The following is a 16079-nucleotide window of genomic DNA, read 5'->3' on the forward strand; positions in this document are numbered from 1 at the left end:
TTGGGATAACCTGTAGACTAAAAGGGAGGTAGGCCCCTTGATAGATGTAAATAACTTTGAATATATGAAGATTGGACTTGCTTCACCTGACAAGATTCGTTCTTGGTCATACGGTGAAGTTAAGAAACCAGAAACTATTAACTATCGTACGTTAAAGCCTGAAAAAGATGGCTTGTTCTGTGAGCGTATTTTCGGACCACAAAAGGACTGGGAATGTCATTGCGGAAAATACAAACGTGTACGTTATAAAGGTGTAGTTTGTGATCGATGTGGCGTTGAAGTAACGCGTGCAAAAGTACGTCGTGAACGTATGGGTCATATTGAATTAGCTGCTCCTGTATCTCATATTTGGTATTTCAAAGGTATCCCGAGCCGCATGGGACTTGTCTTAGACATGTCCCCTCGCGCGCTTGAAGAAGTAATTTATTTCGCTTCTTATGTTGTAACAGAAAGTGGAGATACACCACTTGATAAGAAGCAATTACTTTCTGAAAAAGAATACCGTGCATATCGTGATCGATATGGTAGCACATTCCAAGCTGCTATGGGTGCAGAAGCGATTAAAAAGCTACTACAAGACATCGATTTAGATAAAGAAGTAGACTTCTTAAAAGAAGAATTAAAAACAGCACAAGGACAACGCCGTACTCGTGCTATTAAACGTCTAGAAGTATTAGAAGCATTCCGCAACTCTGGAAATGAACCATCTTGGATGATCTTAGATGTTCTACCAGTAATCCCACCAGAACTACGCCCAATGGTACAGTTAGATGGTGGACGTTTTGCTACTTCTGACTTAAACGACTTATATCGTCGTGTAATTAACCGTAACAACCGTTTAAAACGTCTATTGGACCTAGGTGCTCCAAGCATCATCGTTCAAAACGAAAAACGTATGTTACAAGAAGCTGTAGACGCATTAATCGATAATGGCCGTCGTGGCCGTCCGGTTACTGGACCAGGTAACCGCCCATTAAAATCACTATCTCACATGCTTAAAGGTAAACAAGGACGTTTCCGTCAAAACTTATTAGGTAAACGTGTTGACTACTCTGGCCGTTCTGTAATCGTTGTAGGACCGAACTTAAAGATGTACCAGTGTGGATTACCGAAAGAAATGGCGCTTGAACTGTTCAAACCTTTCGTTATGAAAGAGTTAGTTGGAAAAGGCTTAGCACACAATATTAAGAGTGCGAAACGTAAAATTGAGCGTGTACACCCTGAAGTTTGGGACGTTTTAGAATCTGTGATTAAAGAGCATCCAGTACTTCTAAACCGCGCACCAACACTTCACCGTCTTGGTATCCAGGCGTTTGAACCTACATTAGTAGAAGGTCGCGCAATTCGTCTTCATCCACTTGTATGTACTGCATACAACGCGGACTTTGACGGTGACCAAATGGCGGTTCACGTTCCGTTATCATCAGAGGCACAAGCAGAAGCTCGTATTCTTATGTTAGCGGCACAAAACATCTTGAATCCAAAAGACGGAAAACCAGTTGTTACTCCATCTCAGGATATGGTATTAGGTAACTACTACTTAACACTTGAGCGTGAAGGCGCAATCGGTGAAGGTATGGTCTTCAAAGATGCAAACGAAGCAATACTTGCATACCAAAATGGATATGTACATCTGCACACACGTGTTGCAGTTGCTGCAAGTTCAGTAAATAACGTAACGTTTACTGAAGAGCAAAAGGGTAAGCTTCTATTAACAACAGTTGGTAAATTAATATTTAACGAAATCTTACCAGAGTCGTTCCCTTATATTAATGAACCGACAAACTCAAACCTTGAAAAAGAAACACCAGCGGAATATTTCGTTGAAAAAGGTGCGAACATTAAAGAAATTATTGCTAGTCGCGAAGAAGTGGCACCATTTAGCAAGAAGATCCTTGGTAACATCATTGCGGAAGTATTCAAACGTTTCCAAATTACGGAAACATCTCGCATGCTTGACCGTATGAAAAACTTAGGATTTAAGTACTCTACAAAGGCTGGTATTACAGTTGGGGTATCTGACATTCTTGTATTAGGTGAAAAAGATGAAATTCTCCATGAAGCACAAGCAAAAGTAGATAATGTAATTAAACAATTCCGTCGCGGTTTAATCACGGAAGAAGAACGTTACGATCGCGTTATCTCTATTTGGAGTAATGCAAAAGATGTTATCCAAGGAAAACTGATGAAATCCTTGAATAAACGCAACCCAATCTTCATGATGAGTGATTCCGGTGCCCGTGGTAACGCATCGAACTTTACTCAGCTTGCTGGTATGCGTGGTCTGATGGCCAATCCATCTGGTCGTATTATCGAACTTCCAATTAAATCAAGTTTCCGTGAAGGTTTAACAGTACTTGAGTACTTCATCTCTACGCATGGTGCGCGTAAAGGTCTTGCCGATACAGCACTTAAAACTGCCGATTCTGGTTACTTAACGCGTCGTCTTGTAGACGTTGCACAAGATGTAATTGTCCGTGAAGATGATTGTGGAACAGATCGTGGTCTATTAATTGGTGCGATTAAAGAGGGTAATGAAGTAATTGAGTCATTATATGATCGTCTTGTTGGACGTTTTGCAAGAAAAACTGTAAAACATCCTGAAACAGGTGAAGTATTAGTTAGTGAAAACCAATTAATTACTGAAGATATCGCTCATATCGTTGAAAATTCGGGTGTTGAAACTGTAAACATTCGTTCAGCGTTCACGTGTAACACTCGCCACGGTGTATGTAAGAAGTGTTACGGTCGTAACTTAGCAACTGGTACAGACGTAGAAGTAGGAGAAGCGGTAGGTATTATCGCAGCTCAATCTATCGGTGAGCCAGGTACACAGTTAACGATGCGTACATTCCATACAGGTGGGGTTGCCGGAGATGATATCACTCAAGGTTTACCTCGTATCCAAGAGATCTTCGAAGCTCGTAATCCGAAAGGTCAGGCAGTTATCAGTGAAATCGACGGTGTTATCGCAGCGATCAACGATGTTAAAGATCGCCAAGAAGTAGTTGTACAGGGTGAAGTTGAAGCTCGTACGTATGCTATTCCTTACGGTGCTCGTCTGAAAGTAACTCCAGGACAGCCAATTAGCCACGGTAAAGAGTTAACAGAAGGTTCTATTGATCCGAAAGAATTACTAAAAGTAACGGACATTACAGCAGTGCAAGAATACTTATTACGTGAAGTTCAAAAAGTATACCGTATGCAAGGGGTAGAAATTGGTGACAAACACGTAGAAGTAATGGTACGCCAAATGCTACGTAAAGTTCGTGTAAGTGATGCAGGTGAAACAGATGTATTACCAGGAACATTACTAGATATCCATCAGTTTACTGATGCGAATGCGAAGGTGTTACTGAAAGGTAAACAACCAGCGACAGCTAGACCTGTTCTACTTGGTATTACAAAAGCTTCACTTGAAACAGATTCGTTCTTATCTGCAGCTTCGTTCCAAGAAACAACTCGTGTTTTAACGGATGCAGCAATTAAAGGTAAACGCGATGAGCTTCTAGGATTGAAAGAGAATGTTATTATCGGTAAGCTTGTTCCTGCTGGAACAGGTATGAATCGTTATCGTAAAGTGGATCTTGTAAAAACAACACAAGATAACATGAATGTAGAAAACGATGAAGTTTATGTGGAACAGTAAAATTTTCCGTCGTAAATTTTGTATAAAAACAGCTAATCCTAGTTGACATTGTATGAGTCAAAATGTTACTATAATCAAGGTTGCTCCTGAACGATGCTTTGGAGGATATTTATATGTCTTATCAAAAAGTGTCAAATGCTGAAAATGTAGTCGTTGGTCATAAACGAACATTGGAAGCAATCAAAAATGGTATAGTTAAAGAAGTTGTTATTGCAGAAGATGCTGATGTGCGGTTAACCCATGTTATCATTCGCACTGCTTTGCAACATAACATACCCATAACAAAAGTTGAATCAGTTCGTAAGCTTGGAAAAGTTTCGGGGATTCAAGTGGGAGCTTCAGCAATAGGAATAATAAGTTAAAACTGTTTTTGTGAGGAGAGAGCATTTGCTCTTCCTTGCAAAAACTTTGTTTTCAACTAATAATGAACCACCTGGATATGTGGTCATACAAACATGCGAAGGGAGGATAATCAAATGCCTACTATTAACCAATTAGTGAGAAATGGTCGTACTGATAAAGTATGGAAATCTAAATCACCTGCGTTAAACAAAGGTTTTAACTCTTTAAAGAAAAAATCAACTGATATCTCTGCACCTCAAAAACGTGGTGTATGTACTCGTGTTGGTACAATGACTCCAAAGAAACCTAACTCAGCGTTACGTAAATACGCTCGTGTACGTTTAACAAACGGGATTGAAGTTACAGCTTACATCCCAGGTATCGGTCATAACTTACAAGAGCATAGCGTAGTATTAATTCGCGGTGGTCGAGTAAAGGATTTACCAGGGGTACGTTACCACATCGTTCGTGGAGCGCTTGATACAGCTGGTGTTGACAAACGTATGCAAGGACGTTCTAAATATGGTACTAAGCGACCAAAACCTGCTAAAAAATAATAAACTTATAATGAAAGGAGGAACTCAATATGCCTCGTAAAGGACCTGTTGCGAAACGTGACGTGTTACCAGATCCAATGTACAATTCTAAGCTAGTAACACGCCTTATCAACAAAATGATGGTTGACGGTAAAAAAGGTAAATCTCAAACAATTCTTTATAACGCTTTCGATATCGTTCGTGAACGTTCAGATAAAGAACCAATGGAAGTATTCGAGCAAGCTCTTAAGAACATCATGCCTGTTCTTGAAGTACGCGCTCGTCGTGTTGGTGGTGCTAACTACCAAGTTCCAGTTGAGGTTCGTCCAGAACGCCGTACAACTTTAGGTCTTCGCTGGTTAGTAAACTATGCTCGTCTTCGTGGTGAAAAAACTATGGAAGAGCGTCTAGCTTACGAAATCTTAGATGCAGCTAACAACGCTGGTGCATCTGTTAAGAAACGTGAAGACACTCATAAAATGGCAGAAGCTAACAAAGCATTTGCTCATTACCGTTGGTAGGATTCAACGTAAAATAAATGTAAGCATAAACCGCTTTATTTGTCGCTTATGGAAGTGTGGAGAGGGAGAATGCCTCTCCCTTTCGTTGGGCGCTCGTTTTACATAATGAGGGTACTGGACACTGGCATATGTAACAATATAAAGTGGCTTTTTTGCTACTTAAAATAAAAAATCCAATCCATATATGGAAGGAGCAAGACACCAAATGACAAGAGAGTTCTCTTTAGAAAACACTCGTAATATTGGTATCATGGCTCACATCGATGCTGGTAAAACAACAGCAACTGAGCGTATTCTGTATTACACAGGACGTATTCATAAAATCGGTGAAACTCATGAAGGTGCATCTCAGATGGACTGGATGGAGCAAGAGCAAGAGCGTGGTATCACAATTACTTCTGCTGCAACTACAGCTCAATGGAAAGGTCACCGTGTAAACATCATTGATACTCCAGGACACGTAGACTTCACAGTAGAAGTAGAACGTTCTTTACGCGTACTTGATGGTGCGGTAGCAGTACTTGATGCACAATCTGGTGTAGAACCACAAACAGAAACTGTTTGGCGTCAGGCTACTACTTACGGTGTACCTCGTATCGTATTCGTTAACAAAATGGATAAGATCGGTGCAGATTTCTTATACTCTGTAGGAACAATCCACGATCGTTTACAAGCAAACGCACATCCAATTCAGTTACCAATCGGTGCTGAAGATGAGTTCAATGGTATCATTGATCTTGTTGAAGAGTGTGCTTACATGTACGGTAACGATTTAGGAACAGACATCGAGCGTGTCGAAATTCCTGAAGAGCACAAAGAACTAGCTGAAGAATACCGTGGAAAGCTTATTGAAGCGGTAGCTGAGCTTGATGAAGAAATGATGATGAAGTACCTAGAAGGTGAAGAAATCACTGTAGAAGAGCTTAAAGCTGGTATCCGTAAGGCTACAACTTCTGTAGAATTCTTCCCAGTAATCTGTGGTTCTGCATTCAAAAACAAAGGTGTTCAAATCCTGTTAGACGCAGTTATCGACTACCTACCATCTCCATTAGATGTACCTGCTATTAAAGGTACTCTTCCGGATACAGATGAAGAAGTAGAACGTAAGTCTAGCGATGAAGAACCATTCGCAGCTCTAGCATTCAAAATCATGACTGACCCTTATGTTGGTAAGTTAACGTTCTTCCGTGTGTACTCTGGTGTGTTAAACTCTGGATCATACGTGAAAAACTCAACTAAAGGTAAGCGTGAGCGTGTAGGACGTATCCTACAAATGCACGCTAACAGCCGTGAAGAGATTTCAACAGTTTACGCTGGTGATATCGCTGCTGCTGTAGGTTTAAAAGATACTACTACTGGTGATACTCTTTGTGACGAGAAGAGTCTTGTTATCCTTGAGTCTATGGAATTCCCAGAGCCAGTTATCTCTGTAGCTATCGAACCAAAATCTAAAGCTGACCAAGATAAAATGGGTACAGCATTATCTAAGCTTTCTGAAGAAGATCCAACATTCCGTGCTCACACTGACCAAGAAACTGGCCAAACTATCATCGCTGGTATGGGTGAACTTCACCTTGATATCATCGTTGACCGTATGCGCCGTGAATTCAAAGTCGAAGCAAACGTTGGTGCTCCTCAGGTAGCATACCGTGAAACTTTCCGCGCTGCTGCGAAAGTTGAAGGTAAGTTTGCTCGTCAATCTGGTGGACGTGGACAATTCGGTCACGTTTGGATTGAGTTTGCACCTAACGAAGAAGGTAAAGGATTTGAATTCGAAAACAAAATCGTCGGCGGTGTAGTTCCACGTGAATACATCCCAGCTGTTGGAGCGGGTCTTGAAGACTCACTTAAAAATGGTGTACTAGCTGGTTACCCACTAGTTGACATTAAAGCAGCATTAGTTGACGGTTCTTACCATGATGTCGATTCATCTGAGATGGCGTTCAAAATCGCTGCATCTATGGCACTTAAAGCTGCGGTTTCTAAATGTAACCCAGTAATTCTTGAGCCAATGATGAAAGTTGAAGTTGTAATCCCTGAAGAATACATGGGAGACATCATGGGTGACGTAACATCTCGTCGTGGACGTGTAGAAGGTATGGAAGCTCGCGGTAACGCACAAGTTGTTCGCGCTATGGTTCCGCTTTCTGAAATGTTCGGTTATGCGACAGCATTACGTTCTAACACTCAAGGACGCGGAACATTCTCAATGACATTTGATCATTATGAAGAAGTACCGAAGTCTGTTTCAGAAGAAATTATTAAAAAAAATAAAGGCGAATAATTGATTTTTATCAATTGTTCGAGTATAACTACTTATGTAAGCTTAGAAAGTGGGACGTAAGTTTCGCTTTCTAGTCTAAATATAAAATAACCTATATAAACTAAGGAGGAATTTAGAATGGCTAAAGCTAAATTCGAACGTTCTAAACCCCATGTTAACATCGGTACAATCGGCCACGTTGACCATGGTAAAACTACATTAACTGCTGCGATCACTACAGTTCTTGCAAAAGCTGGTGGTGCTGAAGCACGCGGATACGATCAAATCGACGCTGCTCCAGAAGAAAGAGAGCGCGGAATCACAATCTCAACTGCACACGTTGAGTACGAAACTGAAACTCGTCACTATGCACACGTTGACTGCCCAGGTCACGCTGACTATGTTAAAAACATGATCACTGGTGCTGCTCAAATGGACGGCGGTATCTTAGTAGTATCTGCTGCTGATGGCCCAATGCCTCAAACACGTGAGCACATCCTTCTTTCTCGTCAAGTAGGTGTTCCTTACATCGTTGTATTCTTAAACAAATGCGACATGGTTGACGACGAAGAATTATTAGAATTAGTAGAAATGGAAGTTCGTGACCTATTATCTGAATACGGATTCCCAGGCGACGACATTCCTGTAATCAAAGGTTCTGCTCTTAAAGCTCTTCAAGGAGAAGCTGATTGGGAAGCAAAAATCATTGAATTAATGACTGAAGTTGATGCTTACATCCCAACTCCAGAACGTGAAACTGACAAACCATTCTTAATGCCTATCGAGGATGTATTCTCTATCACAGGTCGTGGTACAGTTGCAACTGGTCGTGTAGAGCGCGGAATCGTTAAAGTTGGTGACGTAGTAGAAATCATCGGTCTTGCTGAAGAGAATGCTTCTACAACTGTAACTGGTGTAGAAATGTTCCGTAAACTTCTTGACCAAGCTCAAGCTGGAGACAACATCGGTGCTCTTCTTCGTGGGGTTGCTCGTGAAGACATCCAACGTGGACAAGTTCTTGCTAAAACTGGCTCTGTAAAAGCACACGCTAAATTCAAAGCTGAAGTTTTCGTATTATCTAAAGAAGAAGGTGGACGTCACACTCCATTCTTCGCTAACTACCGTCCTCAGTTCTACTTCCGTACAACTGACGTAACTGGTATCATCCAATTACCAGAAGGTACTGAAATGGTAATGCCTGGTGACAACATCGAAATGACTATCGAACTTATCGCTCCAATCGCTATCGAAGAGGGAACTAAATTCTCTATTCGTGAAGGTGGACGTACAGTAGGTTACGGTGTAGTTGCTACTATCGTTGAGTAATCTTAACTGATATAAAACCCCCCAAGGGATTTCCCTTGGGGGTTTTATTTGTGTTTATATAATGAATTGGATGATATCTTTATGTTTTGACGAGTTTCTTCTATAGTATATAAAAACATTAAAACGAAACCCAAAAACTGTAAAATGAATTCTAGTAGATGAAAACTTGAAATTCTTTAAAGTGCCATGTATAATAGCAAAAGTAGAGAAAAGCAGATGCAAACAAAAAGATGCTTGCATCTAGACTAATAACATTGTATAATAGACAATGTTGGTCTTTGACTGCGATGAAGTGGAAGGTTGCTGACACACCCGGCCGCTTTGCCATGGCATGGTGTGGGGAAATTTCCATGGAGAAGGTCTATTTTAGAAATAGGCGAACGAAGGAGGGAAAATAATGGCAAAAGAAAAAATTCGTATCCGTTTAAAAGCTTATGATCACCGTATTCTTGATCAATCAGCTGAGAAAATTGTAGAAACAGCTAAGCGTTCTGGGGCAACAGTTTCTGGTCCGATCCCATTACCAACTGAGAAGACTATTTATACAATTCTTCGTGCTGTTCATAAGTACAAAGATTCTCGTGAGCAATTCGAAATGCGCACACACAAACGTTTAATCGATATCGTGAGTCCTACTCCACAAACAGTAGATTCATTAATGCGTTTAGACTTACCGTCTGGTGTAGATATCGAAATTAAACTATAAATTATATAACTTAAAAATGTAGGAGGTGTAACTCATGACCAAAGGAATCTTAGGAAGAAAGATCGGTATGACTCAAGTATTTGCTGAGAACGGTGAGTTAATCCCAGTAACAGTTATCGCTGCTAATCCAAACGTTGTTCTTCAAAAGAAAACAACTGAAACTGATGGCTACAATGCAATCCAGTTAGGATTTGAAGATAAACGTGAAAAGTTAACTAACAAACCTGAACAAGGCCACACTGCTAAAGCATCTACAACTCCTAAGCGCTTCATTCGCGAAATCCGCGATGCAGACGTGGACGGATTAGAGGTTGGTCAAGAGGTAAAAGTTGAAGTTTTCGCTGCAGGTGAAATCGTTGACGTAACAGGAATTTCTAAAGGTAAAGGTTTCCAAGGTGTTATCAAACGCCACGGACAATCTCGCGGACCTATGTCTCATGGTTCTCGCTATCACCGTCGTCCAGGTTCAATGGGCCCAGTTGCTCCGAACCGTGTATTCAAAGGCAAAAAACTTGCTGGACGTATGGGTGGAGACCAAGTTACTATCCAAAACTTAGAAATCGTTCAAGTTGACACTGAGCGCAACTTATTACTAGTAAAAGGTAACGTTCCAGGTGCTAAGAAATCTCTTGTAGTTGTTCAAGGCGCTGTGAAGGTTAGCAAATAATTCACAATAGGAAGGAGGAATTCCAATGCCAAAAGTTACTGTATATAACCAAACTGGTTCACAGGTTGGTGAAATCGAATTAGCTGAAGCTATTTTCGGTATCGAACCAAATGAAGCTGTACTTTTCGAAGCTGTAATGATGCAACGTGCATCTTTACGTCAAGGTACACACAAAGTAAAAACTCGTTCTGAAGTTCGCGGTGGTGGTCGTAAACCATGGCGTCAAAAAGGAACTGGACGTGCTCGTCAAGGGTCTATCCGTTCTCCTCAATGGCGTGGTGGTGGTACGGTATTCGGACCTACACCAAGAAGCTATGCGTACAAACTTCCTAAGAAGGTTCGTCGTTTAGCAATTAAATCTGCATTAGCTACTAAAGTAGTTGAGAACAACATTGTAGTTCTTGAAGACCTAGTATTAAATGCACCAAAAACAAAAGACATGCTAGCAGTACTTAAAGGATTAACTGTTGAGAAGAAAGCTCTTATCGTAACTGCTGATGCAAACGAATCTGTAGAGTTATCTGCTCGCAATATCCCTGGAGTAACAGTAATCACTGCTGATGGCGTAAACGTTTTAGACGTGCTTCATCATGATAAGCTAATCATGACAAAAGCGGCAGTGGAAAAAGTAGAGGAGGTGCTTGCATAATGAGAGATCCTCGTGATATCATTAAGCGCCCAGTTATCACTGAACGTTCTATGGAAATGATGGCTGAAAAAAAATACACGTTCGATGTGGACGTTAAATCTAATAAAACAGAAGTTAAAGATGCTCTTGAAGCGATCTTTGGTGTTAAAGTAGAAAAAGTGAACATCATGAACTACAAGCCGAAAGCAAAACGCGTTGGTCGTCACGCTGGTTTTACTAGCCGTCGTCGTAAAGCAATCGTTAAGCTAACTGCTGACAGCAAAGAAATCGAAATCTTCCAAGGCGTTTAATTCTTACTAAAGAAGGAGGGAAATTGAGATGGGAATTAAAAAGTATAATCCAACTACTAACGGTCGTCGTAATATGACTACGAATGATTTCGCTGAAATCACGACTGACAGACCCGAAAAGTCTTTACTTGCTCCTTTAAGCAAGAAGGCTGGTCGTAATAACCAAGGTAAAATTACTGTACGTCATCAAGGTGGCGGACATAAGCGTCAATACCGTATCATCGACTTTAAGCGTAACAAAGATGGAATTCCAGGACGCGTTGCTACGATCGAATACGATCCAAACCGCTCTGCGAATATCGCATTAATTAACTACGTTGACGGTGAAAAACGTTACATTCTTGCTCCTAAATCATTAGAAGTAGGTATGGAAGTTATGTCTGGCCCAGAAGCTGACATCAAAATCGGTAACGCATTACCATTAATCAACATTCCAGTAGGTACTGTTGTTCATAACATCGAGCTTAAGCCTGGTCGTGGCGGACAATTAGTTCGTTCTGCTGGTACATCTGCTCAAGTACTTGGTAAAGAAGGTAAATACGTACTTGTACGTTTAACTTCTGGTGAAGTACGTCTTGTATTATCTGCTTGTCGCGCTTCAATCGGTCAAGTAGGTAACGAACAACATGAACTTATCAAAATCGGTAAAGCAGGTCGCTCTCGCTGGTTAGGTAAACGCCCAACAGTTCGTGGTTCTGTAATGAACCCGGTTGATCACCCACACGGTGGTGGTGAAGGTCGTTCTCCAATCGGACGTAAGTCTCCAATGTCTCCATGGGGTAAACCAACTCTTGGATTCAAGACTCGTAAGAAAAACAAAGCGTCTGACAAATTTATCGTTCGTCGTCGTAAAAAATAATGGGATTGTAGTACGGTTCATTTCTAGAACCGTACGCCAATCACGAAGGGAGGCACCAAAATGGCTCGTAGCTTAAAAAAGGCCATTTGTCGATGATCACTTAATGAGCAAAATGGAAAAATTAGTTGCATCTGAGCAAAAACAAGTTGTTAAAACTTGGTCTCGCCGTTCAACAATCTTCCCTCAGTTCATCGGACACACAATCGCTGTATATGATGGTCGTAAACACGTACCTGTGTACATCACTGAGGATATGGTTGGCCATAAGTTAGGTGAATTCGCACCAACTCGTACGTATAAAGGTCACCTTGCTGACGATAAGAAAACTAGAAGATAATGAGAGGAGGCACTTCAATGCAAGCTAAAGCAGTAGCGAGAACAGTTCGTATTGCTCCTCGTAAAGTTCGTTTAGTAGTAGACTTAATCCGAGGTAAGCAAGTGGGTGAAGCGATTGCTATCCTTAACCACACACCAAAAACTGCTTCTCCAGTTGTAGAAAAAGTTTTAAAATCTGCAATCGCAAATGCAGAGCACAATTATGAGATGGATATTAACAACCTAGTTGTTGAAAAAGTCTTCGTTGACGAAGGTCCAACGTTGAAACGTTTCCGTCCACGTGCAATGGGTCGTGCAAGCCAAATTAACAAACGCACAAGCCACATCACAGTTGTGGTATCAGAAAAGAAGGAGGGATAATCGATGGGTCAAAAGGTTAATCCAATTGGTCTTCGTGTCGGTGTTATCCGTGACTGGGAATCTCGTTGGTTCGCTGAGAAAGATTACGCTACATTATTACATGAAGACATCAAAATCCGTGAGTACATTAATGTACGCTTAAAAGATTCTGCTGTTGCTAAAGTAGAAATCGAACGTGCAGCAAATCGTGTAAATGTTACAATTCACACTGCAAAACCTGGTATGGTAATTGGTAAAGGTGGTACTGAAGTTGAAGCACTTCGTAAAGCTCTTAACCAATTAACAGGCAAGCGTGTACACATCAACATTTTAGAAGTTAAGAGAGCTGATCTTAACGCTAAATTAGTAGGCGAAAACATCGCTCGTCAATTAGAAAACCGTGTATCATTCCGTCGTGCACAAAAGCAAGTTATTCAACGTGCTATGCGTGCAGGTGCTAAAGGTATTAAAACACAGGTTTCTGGTCGTCTTGGCGGAGCTGATATCGCTCGTGCAGAATCTTACAGTGAAGGAACTGTTCCACTTCATACACTTCGCGCTGATATTGACTATGCAGCAGTTGAAGCTGATACAACATACGGTAAATTAGGCGTAAAAGTATGGATCTACCGTGGAGAAGTCCTTCCTACAAAAAAGAAAGCTTCTGAGGAAGGAGGAAAATAATATGTTAATGCCAAAACGCGTAAAATATCGTAGAGAGCATCGTGGTAAAATGCGTGGTCGTGCTAAAGGTGGAACTGAAATTGCTTTCGGTGAATTCGGTTTACAAGCACAAGCTGCTTCATGGATTACAAACCGTCAAATCGAAGCTGCTCGTCGTGCAATGACTCGTTACATGAAACGTGGCGGTAAAGTATGGATTAAAATTTTCCCTTCTAAACCTTACACTGCAAAACCTCTAGAAGTACGTATGGGTTCCGGTAAAGGGGCACCAGAAGGCTGGGTAGCAGTAGTAAAACCTGGGAAAATTATGTTCGAAATCGCGGGTGTATCTGAAGAGGTAGCACGCGAAGCATTACGTCTTGCAGCTCACAAGTTACCTGTGAAATGTAAATTCGTAAAACGTGAAGAAAATGGTGGTGAATCTAATGAAAACTAATGATATTCGTGAATTAACCACTGCCGAAATCGAAACAAAAGTTAAAGCTTTAAAGGAAGAGTTGTTTAATCTTCGCTTCCAACTTGCTACAGGACAATTAGAGAATCCAACTCGCATTCGTGAAGTGCGTAAAGCAATTGCTCGTATGAAAACTGTAGTTCGTGAAAGAGAGATCGGAATTAATCGATAAATTGAGGGGAGGTTTGCATAGTGAGCGAACGTAACCAACGCAAAGTTTATACTGGTCGTGTAGTGTCTGACAAAATGGACAAAACGATTACAGTTTTAGTTGAAACTTACAAAACTCATTCCTTGTACGGAAAACGTGTTAAGTATTCTAAGAAGTACAAAGCCCATGATGAGCAAAACCAAGCGAAACTTGGCGATATCGTTAAAATCATGGAAACTCGCCCGCTTTCTGCTACTAAGCGTTTCCGTTTAGTTGAAATCGTTGAAGAAGCGGTTATTATCTAAATAGACGAATCGGAATTTTTAGTCCGAAGGGAGGTTTCATAACATGATCCAACAAGAATCTCGTTTGAAAGTTGCTGACAACTCTGGTGCACGTGAACTTTTAACAATTAAAGTATTAGGCGGCTCTGGTCGTAAATATGCTAACATTGGTGACATTATCGTTGCTACGGTAAAACAAGCAACACCAGGTGGCGTTGTTAAAAAAGGTGACGTTGTTAAAGCAGTAGTAGTACGTACGAAGAGCGGAGCTCGTCGTCCGGACGGTTCTTACATCAAATTTGATGAAAACGCAGCGGTTATCATTAAAGACGATAAGAGCCCACGTGGTACTCGTATCTTCGGACCAGTAGCTCGTGAATTACGTGATAGCAACTTCATGAAGATCGTTTCTTTAGCTCCAGAAGTTCTATAATTTAAGGTATTGCCTTGCTAAGGAGGTGCAGAATTAAGATGCATGTAAAAAAAGGTGATAAAGTACAGGTAATCACTGGTAAAGACAAAGGAAAACAAGGCGTTATCCTTGTGGCTTTCCCAAAGCAAAACCGTGTTATCGTTGAGGGTGTTAACATCGTTAAAAAACACTCTAAGCCATCTCAATTAAATCCACAAGGTGGAATTATTACTAAAGAAGCACCTATTCACGTTTCTAACGTTATGATTTTAGATCCGAAAACAGGTGAACCTACTCGCGTAGGCTTCAAAGTAGAAGATGGTAAAAAAGTTCGTATTGCAAAAAAATCTGGTGAATTATTAGATAAATAATTTTCTTAAGAAAGGAGGTCACTTCATTGAATCGCCTTAAAGAGAAGTTCCAAAAGGAAATTACTCCTGCTCTAGTGAGCAAGTTTAACTATAAATCTGTGATGGAAGTACCGAAAATCGAAAAGATCGTAATCAACACTGGTGTTGGTGACGCGGTATCTAACTCAAAAGCTTTAGACAATGCAGTAGAAGAATTAACACAAATCGCAGGTCAAAAACCTGTTGTAACTCGTGCTAAAAAATCAATCGCTGGTTTCCGTCTTCGTGAAGGTATGCCAATCGGTGCGAAAGTAACTTTACGCGGCGAGCAAATGTATGAGTTCTTCGACAAATTAGTATCGGTTTCTTTACCACGTGTACGTGATTTCCGTGGTGTTTCTAAGAAATCATTCGATGGTCGTGGGAATTACACATTAGGTGTTAAAGAGCAACTTATCTTCCCTGAGATTGATTATGATAAAGTAAGCAAAGTACGCGGTATGGACATCGTAATCGTTACTACAGCGAAAACTGATGAAGAAGCTCGTGAACTTTTAACACAATTCGGTATGCCATTCCAAAAATAATGGAAGCCAACGCTAAGTAGAGGAGGCGAAAACGTGGCTAAAAAATCTATGATAGCGAAACAAAAGCGTACTCCTAAGTTTAAAGTACAAGAGTATACACGTTGCGAACGCTGCGGTCGTCCGCATTCTGTATACCGCAAATTTAAACTTTGCCGTATTTGTTTCCGTGAACTTGCATATAAAGGTCAAATTCCTGGTGTTAAAAAAGCTAGTTGGTAAAACCCACAAATGGGAAGGAGGTAAAACACATGGTGATGACAGATCCAATTGCAGACATGCTTACTCGCATCCGTAATGCGAACATGGTACGTCATGAGAAATTAGAGGTTCCTGCTTCTAAAATCAAAAAAGAGATCGCTGAACTTTTAAAACGTGAAGGTTTCATTCGTGATGTAGAATACATCGAGGATAACAAACAAGGTATCCTTCGTATTTTCCTGAAATATGGTGCAAACAATGAACGTGTAATCACTGGATTAAAACGTATCAGTAAACCTGGCTTACGCGTTTACGCTAAAGCTGACGAAGTACCACGTGTACTTAACGGATTAGGTATCGCTCTTGTTTCTACATCTAAGGGAGTAATGACAGACAAAGACGCTCGTCAATTACAAACTGGTGGAGAAGTAGTAGCATACGTTTGGTAATATATATTTAAAACGAACGGAGGTGTG

General features: G+C 40.8%; 21 protein-coding genes and 1 pseudogene. All 22 read left to right on the forward strand.

The window, feature by feature from the left end; translation table 11 throughout:
• The first annotated feature begins 37 nt into the window (after positions 1–37).
• The gene (rpoC, locus tag BCG9842_RS00565) at positions 38–3649 is read left to right on the forward strand and encodes a DNA-directed RNA polymerase subunit beta' (RefSeq protein ID WP_000567944.1); all 3612 of its coding nucleotides are present in this window, start codon (positions 38–40) and stop codon (positions 3647–3649) included.
• A 113-nt stretch (positions 3650–3762) separates the two neighbouring features.
• Positions 3763–4011: a 50S ribosomal protein L7ae-like protein gene (locus BCG9842_RS00570; protein WP_000121833.1), complete on the forward strand. Its 249-nt coding sequence runs from the start codon at positions 3763–3765 to the stop codon at positions 4009–4011.
• 114 nt (positions 4012–4125) lie between these two features.
• The gene (gene rpsL, locus BCG9842_RS00575) at positions 4126–4548 is read left to right on the forward strand and encodes a 30S ribosomal protein S12 (RefSeq protein WP_001142341.1); all 423 of its coding nucleotides are present in this window, start codon (positions 4126–4128) and stop codon (positions 4546–4548) included.
• A gap of 29 nt (positions 4549–4577) precedes the next feature.
• Positions 4578–5048: a 30S ribosomal protein S7 gene (gene rpsG / locus BCG9842_RS00580; protein WP_001137492.1), complete on the forward strand. Its 471-nt coding sequence runs from the start codon at positions 4578–4580 to the stop codon at positions 5046–5048.
• Positions 5049–5253: 205 nt separating this feature from the next.
• On the forward strand, positions 5254–7332 hold the full coding sequence (gene fusA / locus BCG9842_RS00585; RefSeq protein WP_000196384.1) for an elongation factor G: 2079 nt from the start codon (positions 5254–5256) through the stop codon (positions 7330–7332).
• 117 nt (positions 7333–7449) lie between these two features.
• Positions 7450–8637 carry an elongation factor Tu gene (gene tuf / locus BCG9842_RS00590; RefSeq protein WP_001029617.1) on the forward strand — a complete coding sequence of 396 codons (1188 nt, stop codon included), beginning with the start codon at positions 7450–7452 and terminating at the stop codon, positions 8635–8637.
• A gap of 397 nt (positions 8638–9034) precedes the next feature.
• Positions 9035–9343: a 30S ribosomal protein S10 gene (gene rpsJ / locus BCG9842_RS00595; RefSeq protein ID WP_001040595.1), complete on the forward strand. Its 309-nt coding sequence runs from the start codon at positions 9035–9037 to the stop codon at positions 9341–9343.
• A gap of 34 nt (positions 9344–9377) precedes the next feature.
• Entirely contained in the window at positions 9378–10010 is a 633-nt protein-coding gene (gene rplC, locus BCG9842_RS00600; protein ID WP_000160209.1) for a 50S ribosomal protein L3, read from the forward strand.
• A gap of 25 nt (positions 10011–10035) precedes the next feature.
• Positions 10036–10659, forward strand: coding sequence for a 50S ribosomal protein L4 (gene rplD / locus BCG9842_RS00605; RefSeq protein ID WP_001127258.1), 624 nt, complete (start codon positions 10036–10038; stop codon positions 10657–10659).
• Positions 10659–10949, forward strand: a complete 291-nt coding sequence (gene rplW / locus BCG9842_RS00610; protein WP_001205558.1) for a 50S ribosomal protein L23 — start codon at positions 10659–10661, stop codon at positions 10947–10949. The genes rplD and rplW overlap by 1 nt, the downstream gene beginning before the upstream one ends.
• A 28-nt stretch (positions 10950–10977) precedes the next feature.
• Positions 10978–11808 carry a 50S ribosomal protein L2 gene (gene rplB, locus BCG9842_RS00615; protein WP_000511583.1) on the forward strand — a complete coding sequence of 277 codons (831 nt, stop codon included), beginning with the start codon at positions 10978–10980 and terminating at the stop codon, positions 11806–11808.
• A gap of 60 nt (positions 11809–11868) precedes the next feature.
• A pseudogene (gene rpsS / locus BCG9842_RS00620) lies at positions 11869–12145 on the forward strand (30S ribosomal protein S19).
• A 17-nt stretch (positions 12146–12162) separates the two neighbouring features.
• The gene (rplV, locus tag BCG9842_RS00625; protein ID WP_001148024.1) at positions 12163–12504 is read left to right on the forward strand and encodes a 50S ribosomal protein L22; all 342 of its coding nucleotides are present in this window, start codon (positions 12163–12165) and stop codon (positions 12502–12504) included.
• Positions 12505–12507: 3 nt separating this feature from the next.
• Complete coding sequence (gene rpsC, locus BCG9842_RS00630; RefSeq protein ID WP_000529956.1) at positions 12508–13167, forward strand: 30S ribosomal protein S3; 660 nt, start codon at positions 12508–12510, stop codon at positions 13165–13167.
• 1 nt (position 13168) lies between these two features.
• Positions 13169–13603 (forward strand): 50S ribosomal protein L16, encoded by a 435-nt coding sequence (gene rplP / locus BCG9842_RS00635; protein WP_000928969.1) that lies wholly within the window; start codon positions 13169–13171, stop codon positions 13601–13603.
• Complete coding sequence (rpmC, locus tag BCG9842_RS00640; RefSeq protein ID WP_000855718.1) at positions 13593–13793, forward strand: 50S ribosomal protein L29; 201 nt, start codon at positions 13593–13595, stop codon at positions 13791–13793. The genes rplP and rpmC overlap by 11 nt, the downstream gene beginning before the upstream one ends.
• Before the next feature lie 20 nt (positions 13794–13813).
• Positions 13814–14077, forward strand: a complete 264-nt coding sequence (rpsQ, locus tag BCG9842_RS00645) for a 30S ribosomal protein S17 (RefSeq protein WP_000004106.1) — start codon at positions 13814–13816, stop codon at positions 14075–14077.
• Between the two features lie 43 nt (positions 14078–14120).
• Positions 14121–14489, forward strand: a complete 369-nt coding sequence (rplN, locus tag BCG9842_RS00650; RefSeq protein ID WP_000615912.1) for a 50S ribosomal protein L14 — start codon at positions 14121–14123, stop codon at positions 14487–14489.
• A 38-nt stretch (positions 14490–14527) separates the two neighbouring features.
• Entirely contained in the window at positions 14528–14839 is a 312-nt protein-coding gene (gene rplX, locus BCG9842_RS00655) for a 50S ribosomal protein L24 (protein WP_000558200.1), read from the forward strand.
• Positions 14840–14865: 26 nt separating this feature from the next.
• Complete coding sequence (gene rplE / locus BCG9842_RS00660) at positions 14866–15405, forward strand: 50S ribosomal protein L5 (RefSeq protein ID WP_001080829.1); 540 nt, start codon at positions 14866–14868, stop codon at positions 15403–15405.
• A gap of 33 nt (positions 15406–15438) precedes the next feature.
• Complete coding sequence (gene rpsN, locus BCG9842_RS00665) at positions 15439–15624, forward strand: 30S ribosomal protein S14 (RefSeq protein WP_001085700.1); 186 nt, start codon at positions 15439–15441, stop codon at positions 15622–15624.
• 29 nt (positions 15625–15653) lie between these two features.
• Entirely contained in the window at positions 15654–16052 is a 399-nt protein-coding gene (gene rpsH, locus BCG9842_RS00670) for a 30S ribosomal protein S8 (protein WP_000245511.1), read from the forward strand.
• The last annotated feature ends 27 nt before the right edge of the window (positions 16053–16079 follow it).

Source organism: Bacillus cereus G9842 (assembly GCF_000021305.1).
Classification (GTDB): domain Bacteria; phylum Bacillota; class Bacilli; order Bacillales; family Bacillaceae_G; genus Bacillus_A; species Bacillus_A thuringiensis_S.

What these genes read in the sequence shown, in the direction of transcription:
- BCG9842_RS00570 (WP_000121833.1), top strand. Translation starts at nt 3,763, where the DNA reads ATGTCTTATCAAAAAGTGTCAAATGCTGAAAATGTAGTCGTTGGTCAT.
- rpsL (WP_001142341.1), top strand. Translation starts at nt 4,126, where the DNA reads ATGCCTACTATTAACCAATTAGTGAGAAATGGTCGTACTGATAAAGTA.
- rpsG (WP_001137492.1), top strand. Translation starts at nt 4,578, where the DNA reads ATGCCTCGTAAAGGACCTGTTGCGAAACGTGACGTGTTACCAGATCCA.
- fusA (WP_000196384.1), top strand. Translation starts at nt 5,254, where the DNA reads ATGACAAGAGAGTTCTCTTTAGAAAACACTCGTAATATTGGTATCATG.
- tuf (WP_001029617.1), top strand. Translation starts at nt 7,450, where the DNA reads ATGGCTAAAGCTAAATTCGAACGTTCTAAACCCCATGTTAACATCGGT.
- rpsJ (WP_001040595.1), top strand. Translation starts at nt 9,035, where the DNA reads ATGGCAAAAGAAAAAATTCGTATCCGTTTAAAAGCTTATGATCACCGT.
- rplC (WP_000160209.1), top strand. Translation starts at nt 9,378, where the DNA reads ATGACCAAAGGAATCTTAGGAAGAAAGATCGGTATGACTCAAGTATTT.
- rplD (WP_001127258.1), top strand. Translation starts at nt 10,036, where the DNA reads ATGCCAAAAGTTACTGTATATAACCAAACTGGTTCACAGGTTGGTGAA.
- rplW (WP_001205558.1), top strand. Translation starts at nt 10,659, where the DNA reads ATGAGAGATCCTCGTGATATCATTAAGCGCCCAGTTATCACTGAACGT.
- rplB (WP_000511583.1), top strand. Translation starts at nt 10,978, where the DNA reads ATGGGAATTAAAAAGTATAATCCAACTACTAACGGTCGTCGTAATATG.
- rplV (WP_001148024.1), top strand. Translation starts at nt 12,163, where the DNA reads ATGCAAGCTAAAGCAGTAGCGAGAACAGTTCGTATTGCTCCTCGTAAA.
- rpsC (WP_000529956.1), top strand. Translation starts at nt 12,508, where the DNA reads ATGGGTCAAAAGGTTAATCCAATTGGTCTTCGTGTCGGTGTTATCCGT.
- rplP (WP_000928969.1), top strand. Translation starts at nt 13,169, where the DNA reads ATGTTAATGCCAAAACGCGTAAAATATCGTAGAGAGCATCGTGGTAAA.
- rpmC (WP_000855718.1), top strand. Translation starts at nt 13,593, where the DNA reads ATGAAAACTAATGATATTCGTGAATTAACCACTGCCGAAATCGAAACA.
- rplN (WP_000615912.1), top strand. Translation starts at nt 14,121, where the DNA reads ATGATCCAACAAGAATCTCGTTTGAAAGTTGCTGACAACTCTGGTGCA.
- rplX (WP_000558200.1), top strand. Translation starts at nt 14,528, where the DNA reads ATGCATGTAAAAAAAGGTGATAAAGTACAGGTAATCACTGGTAAAGAC.
- rpsH (WP_000245511.1), top strand. Translation starts at nt 15,654, where the DNA reads ATGGTGATGACAGATCCAATTGCAGACATGCTTACTCGCATCCGTAAT.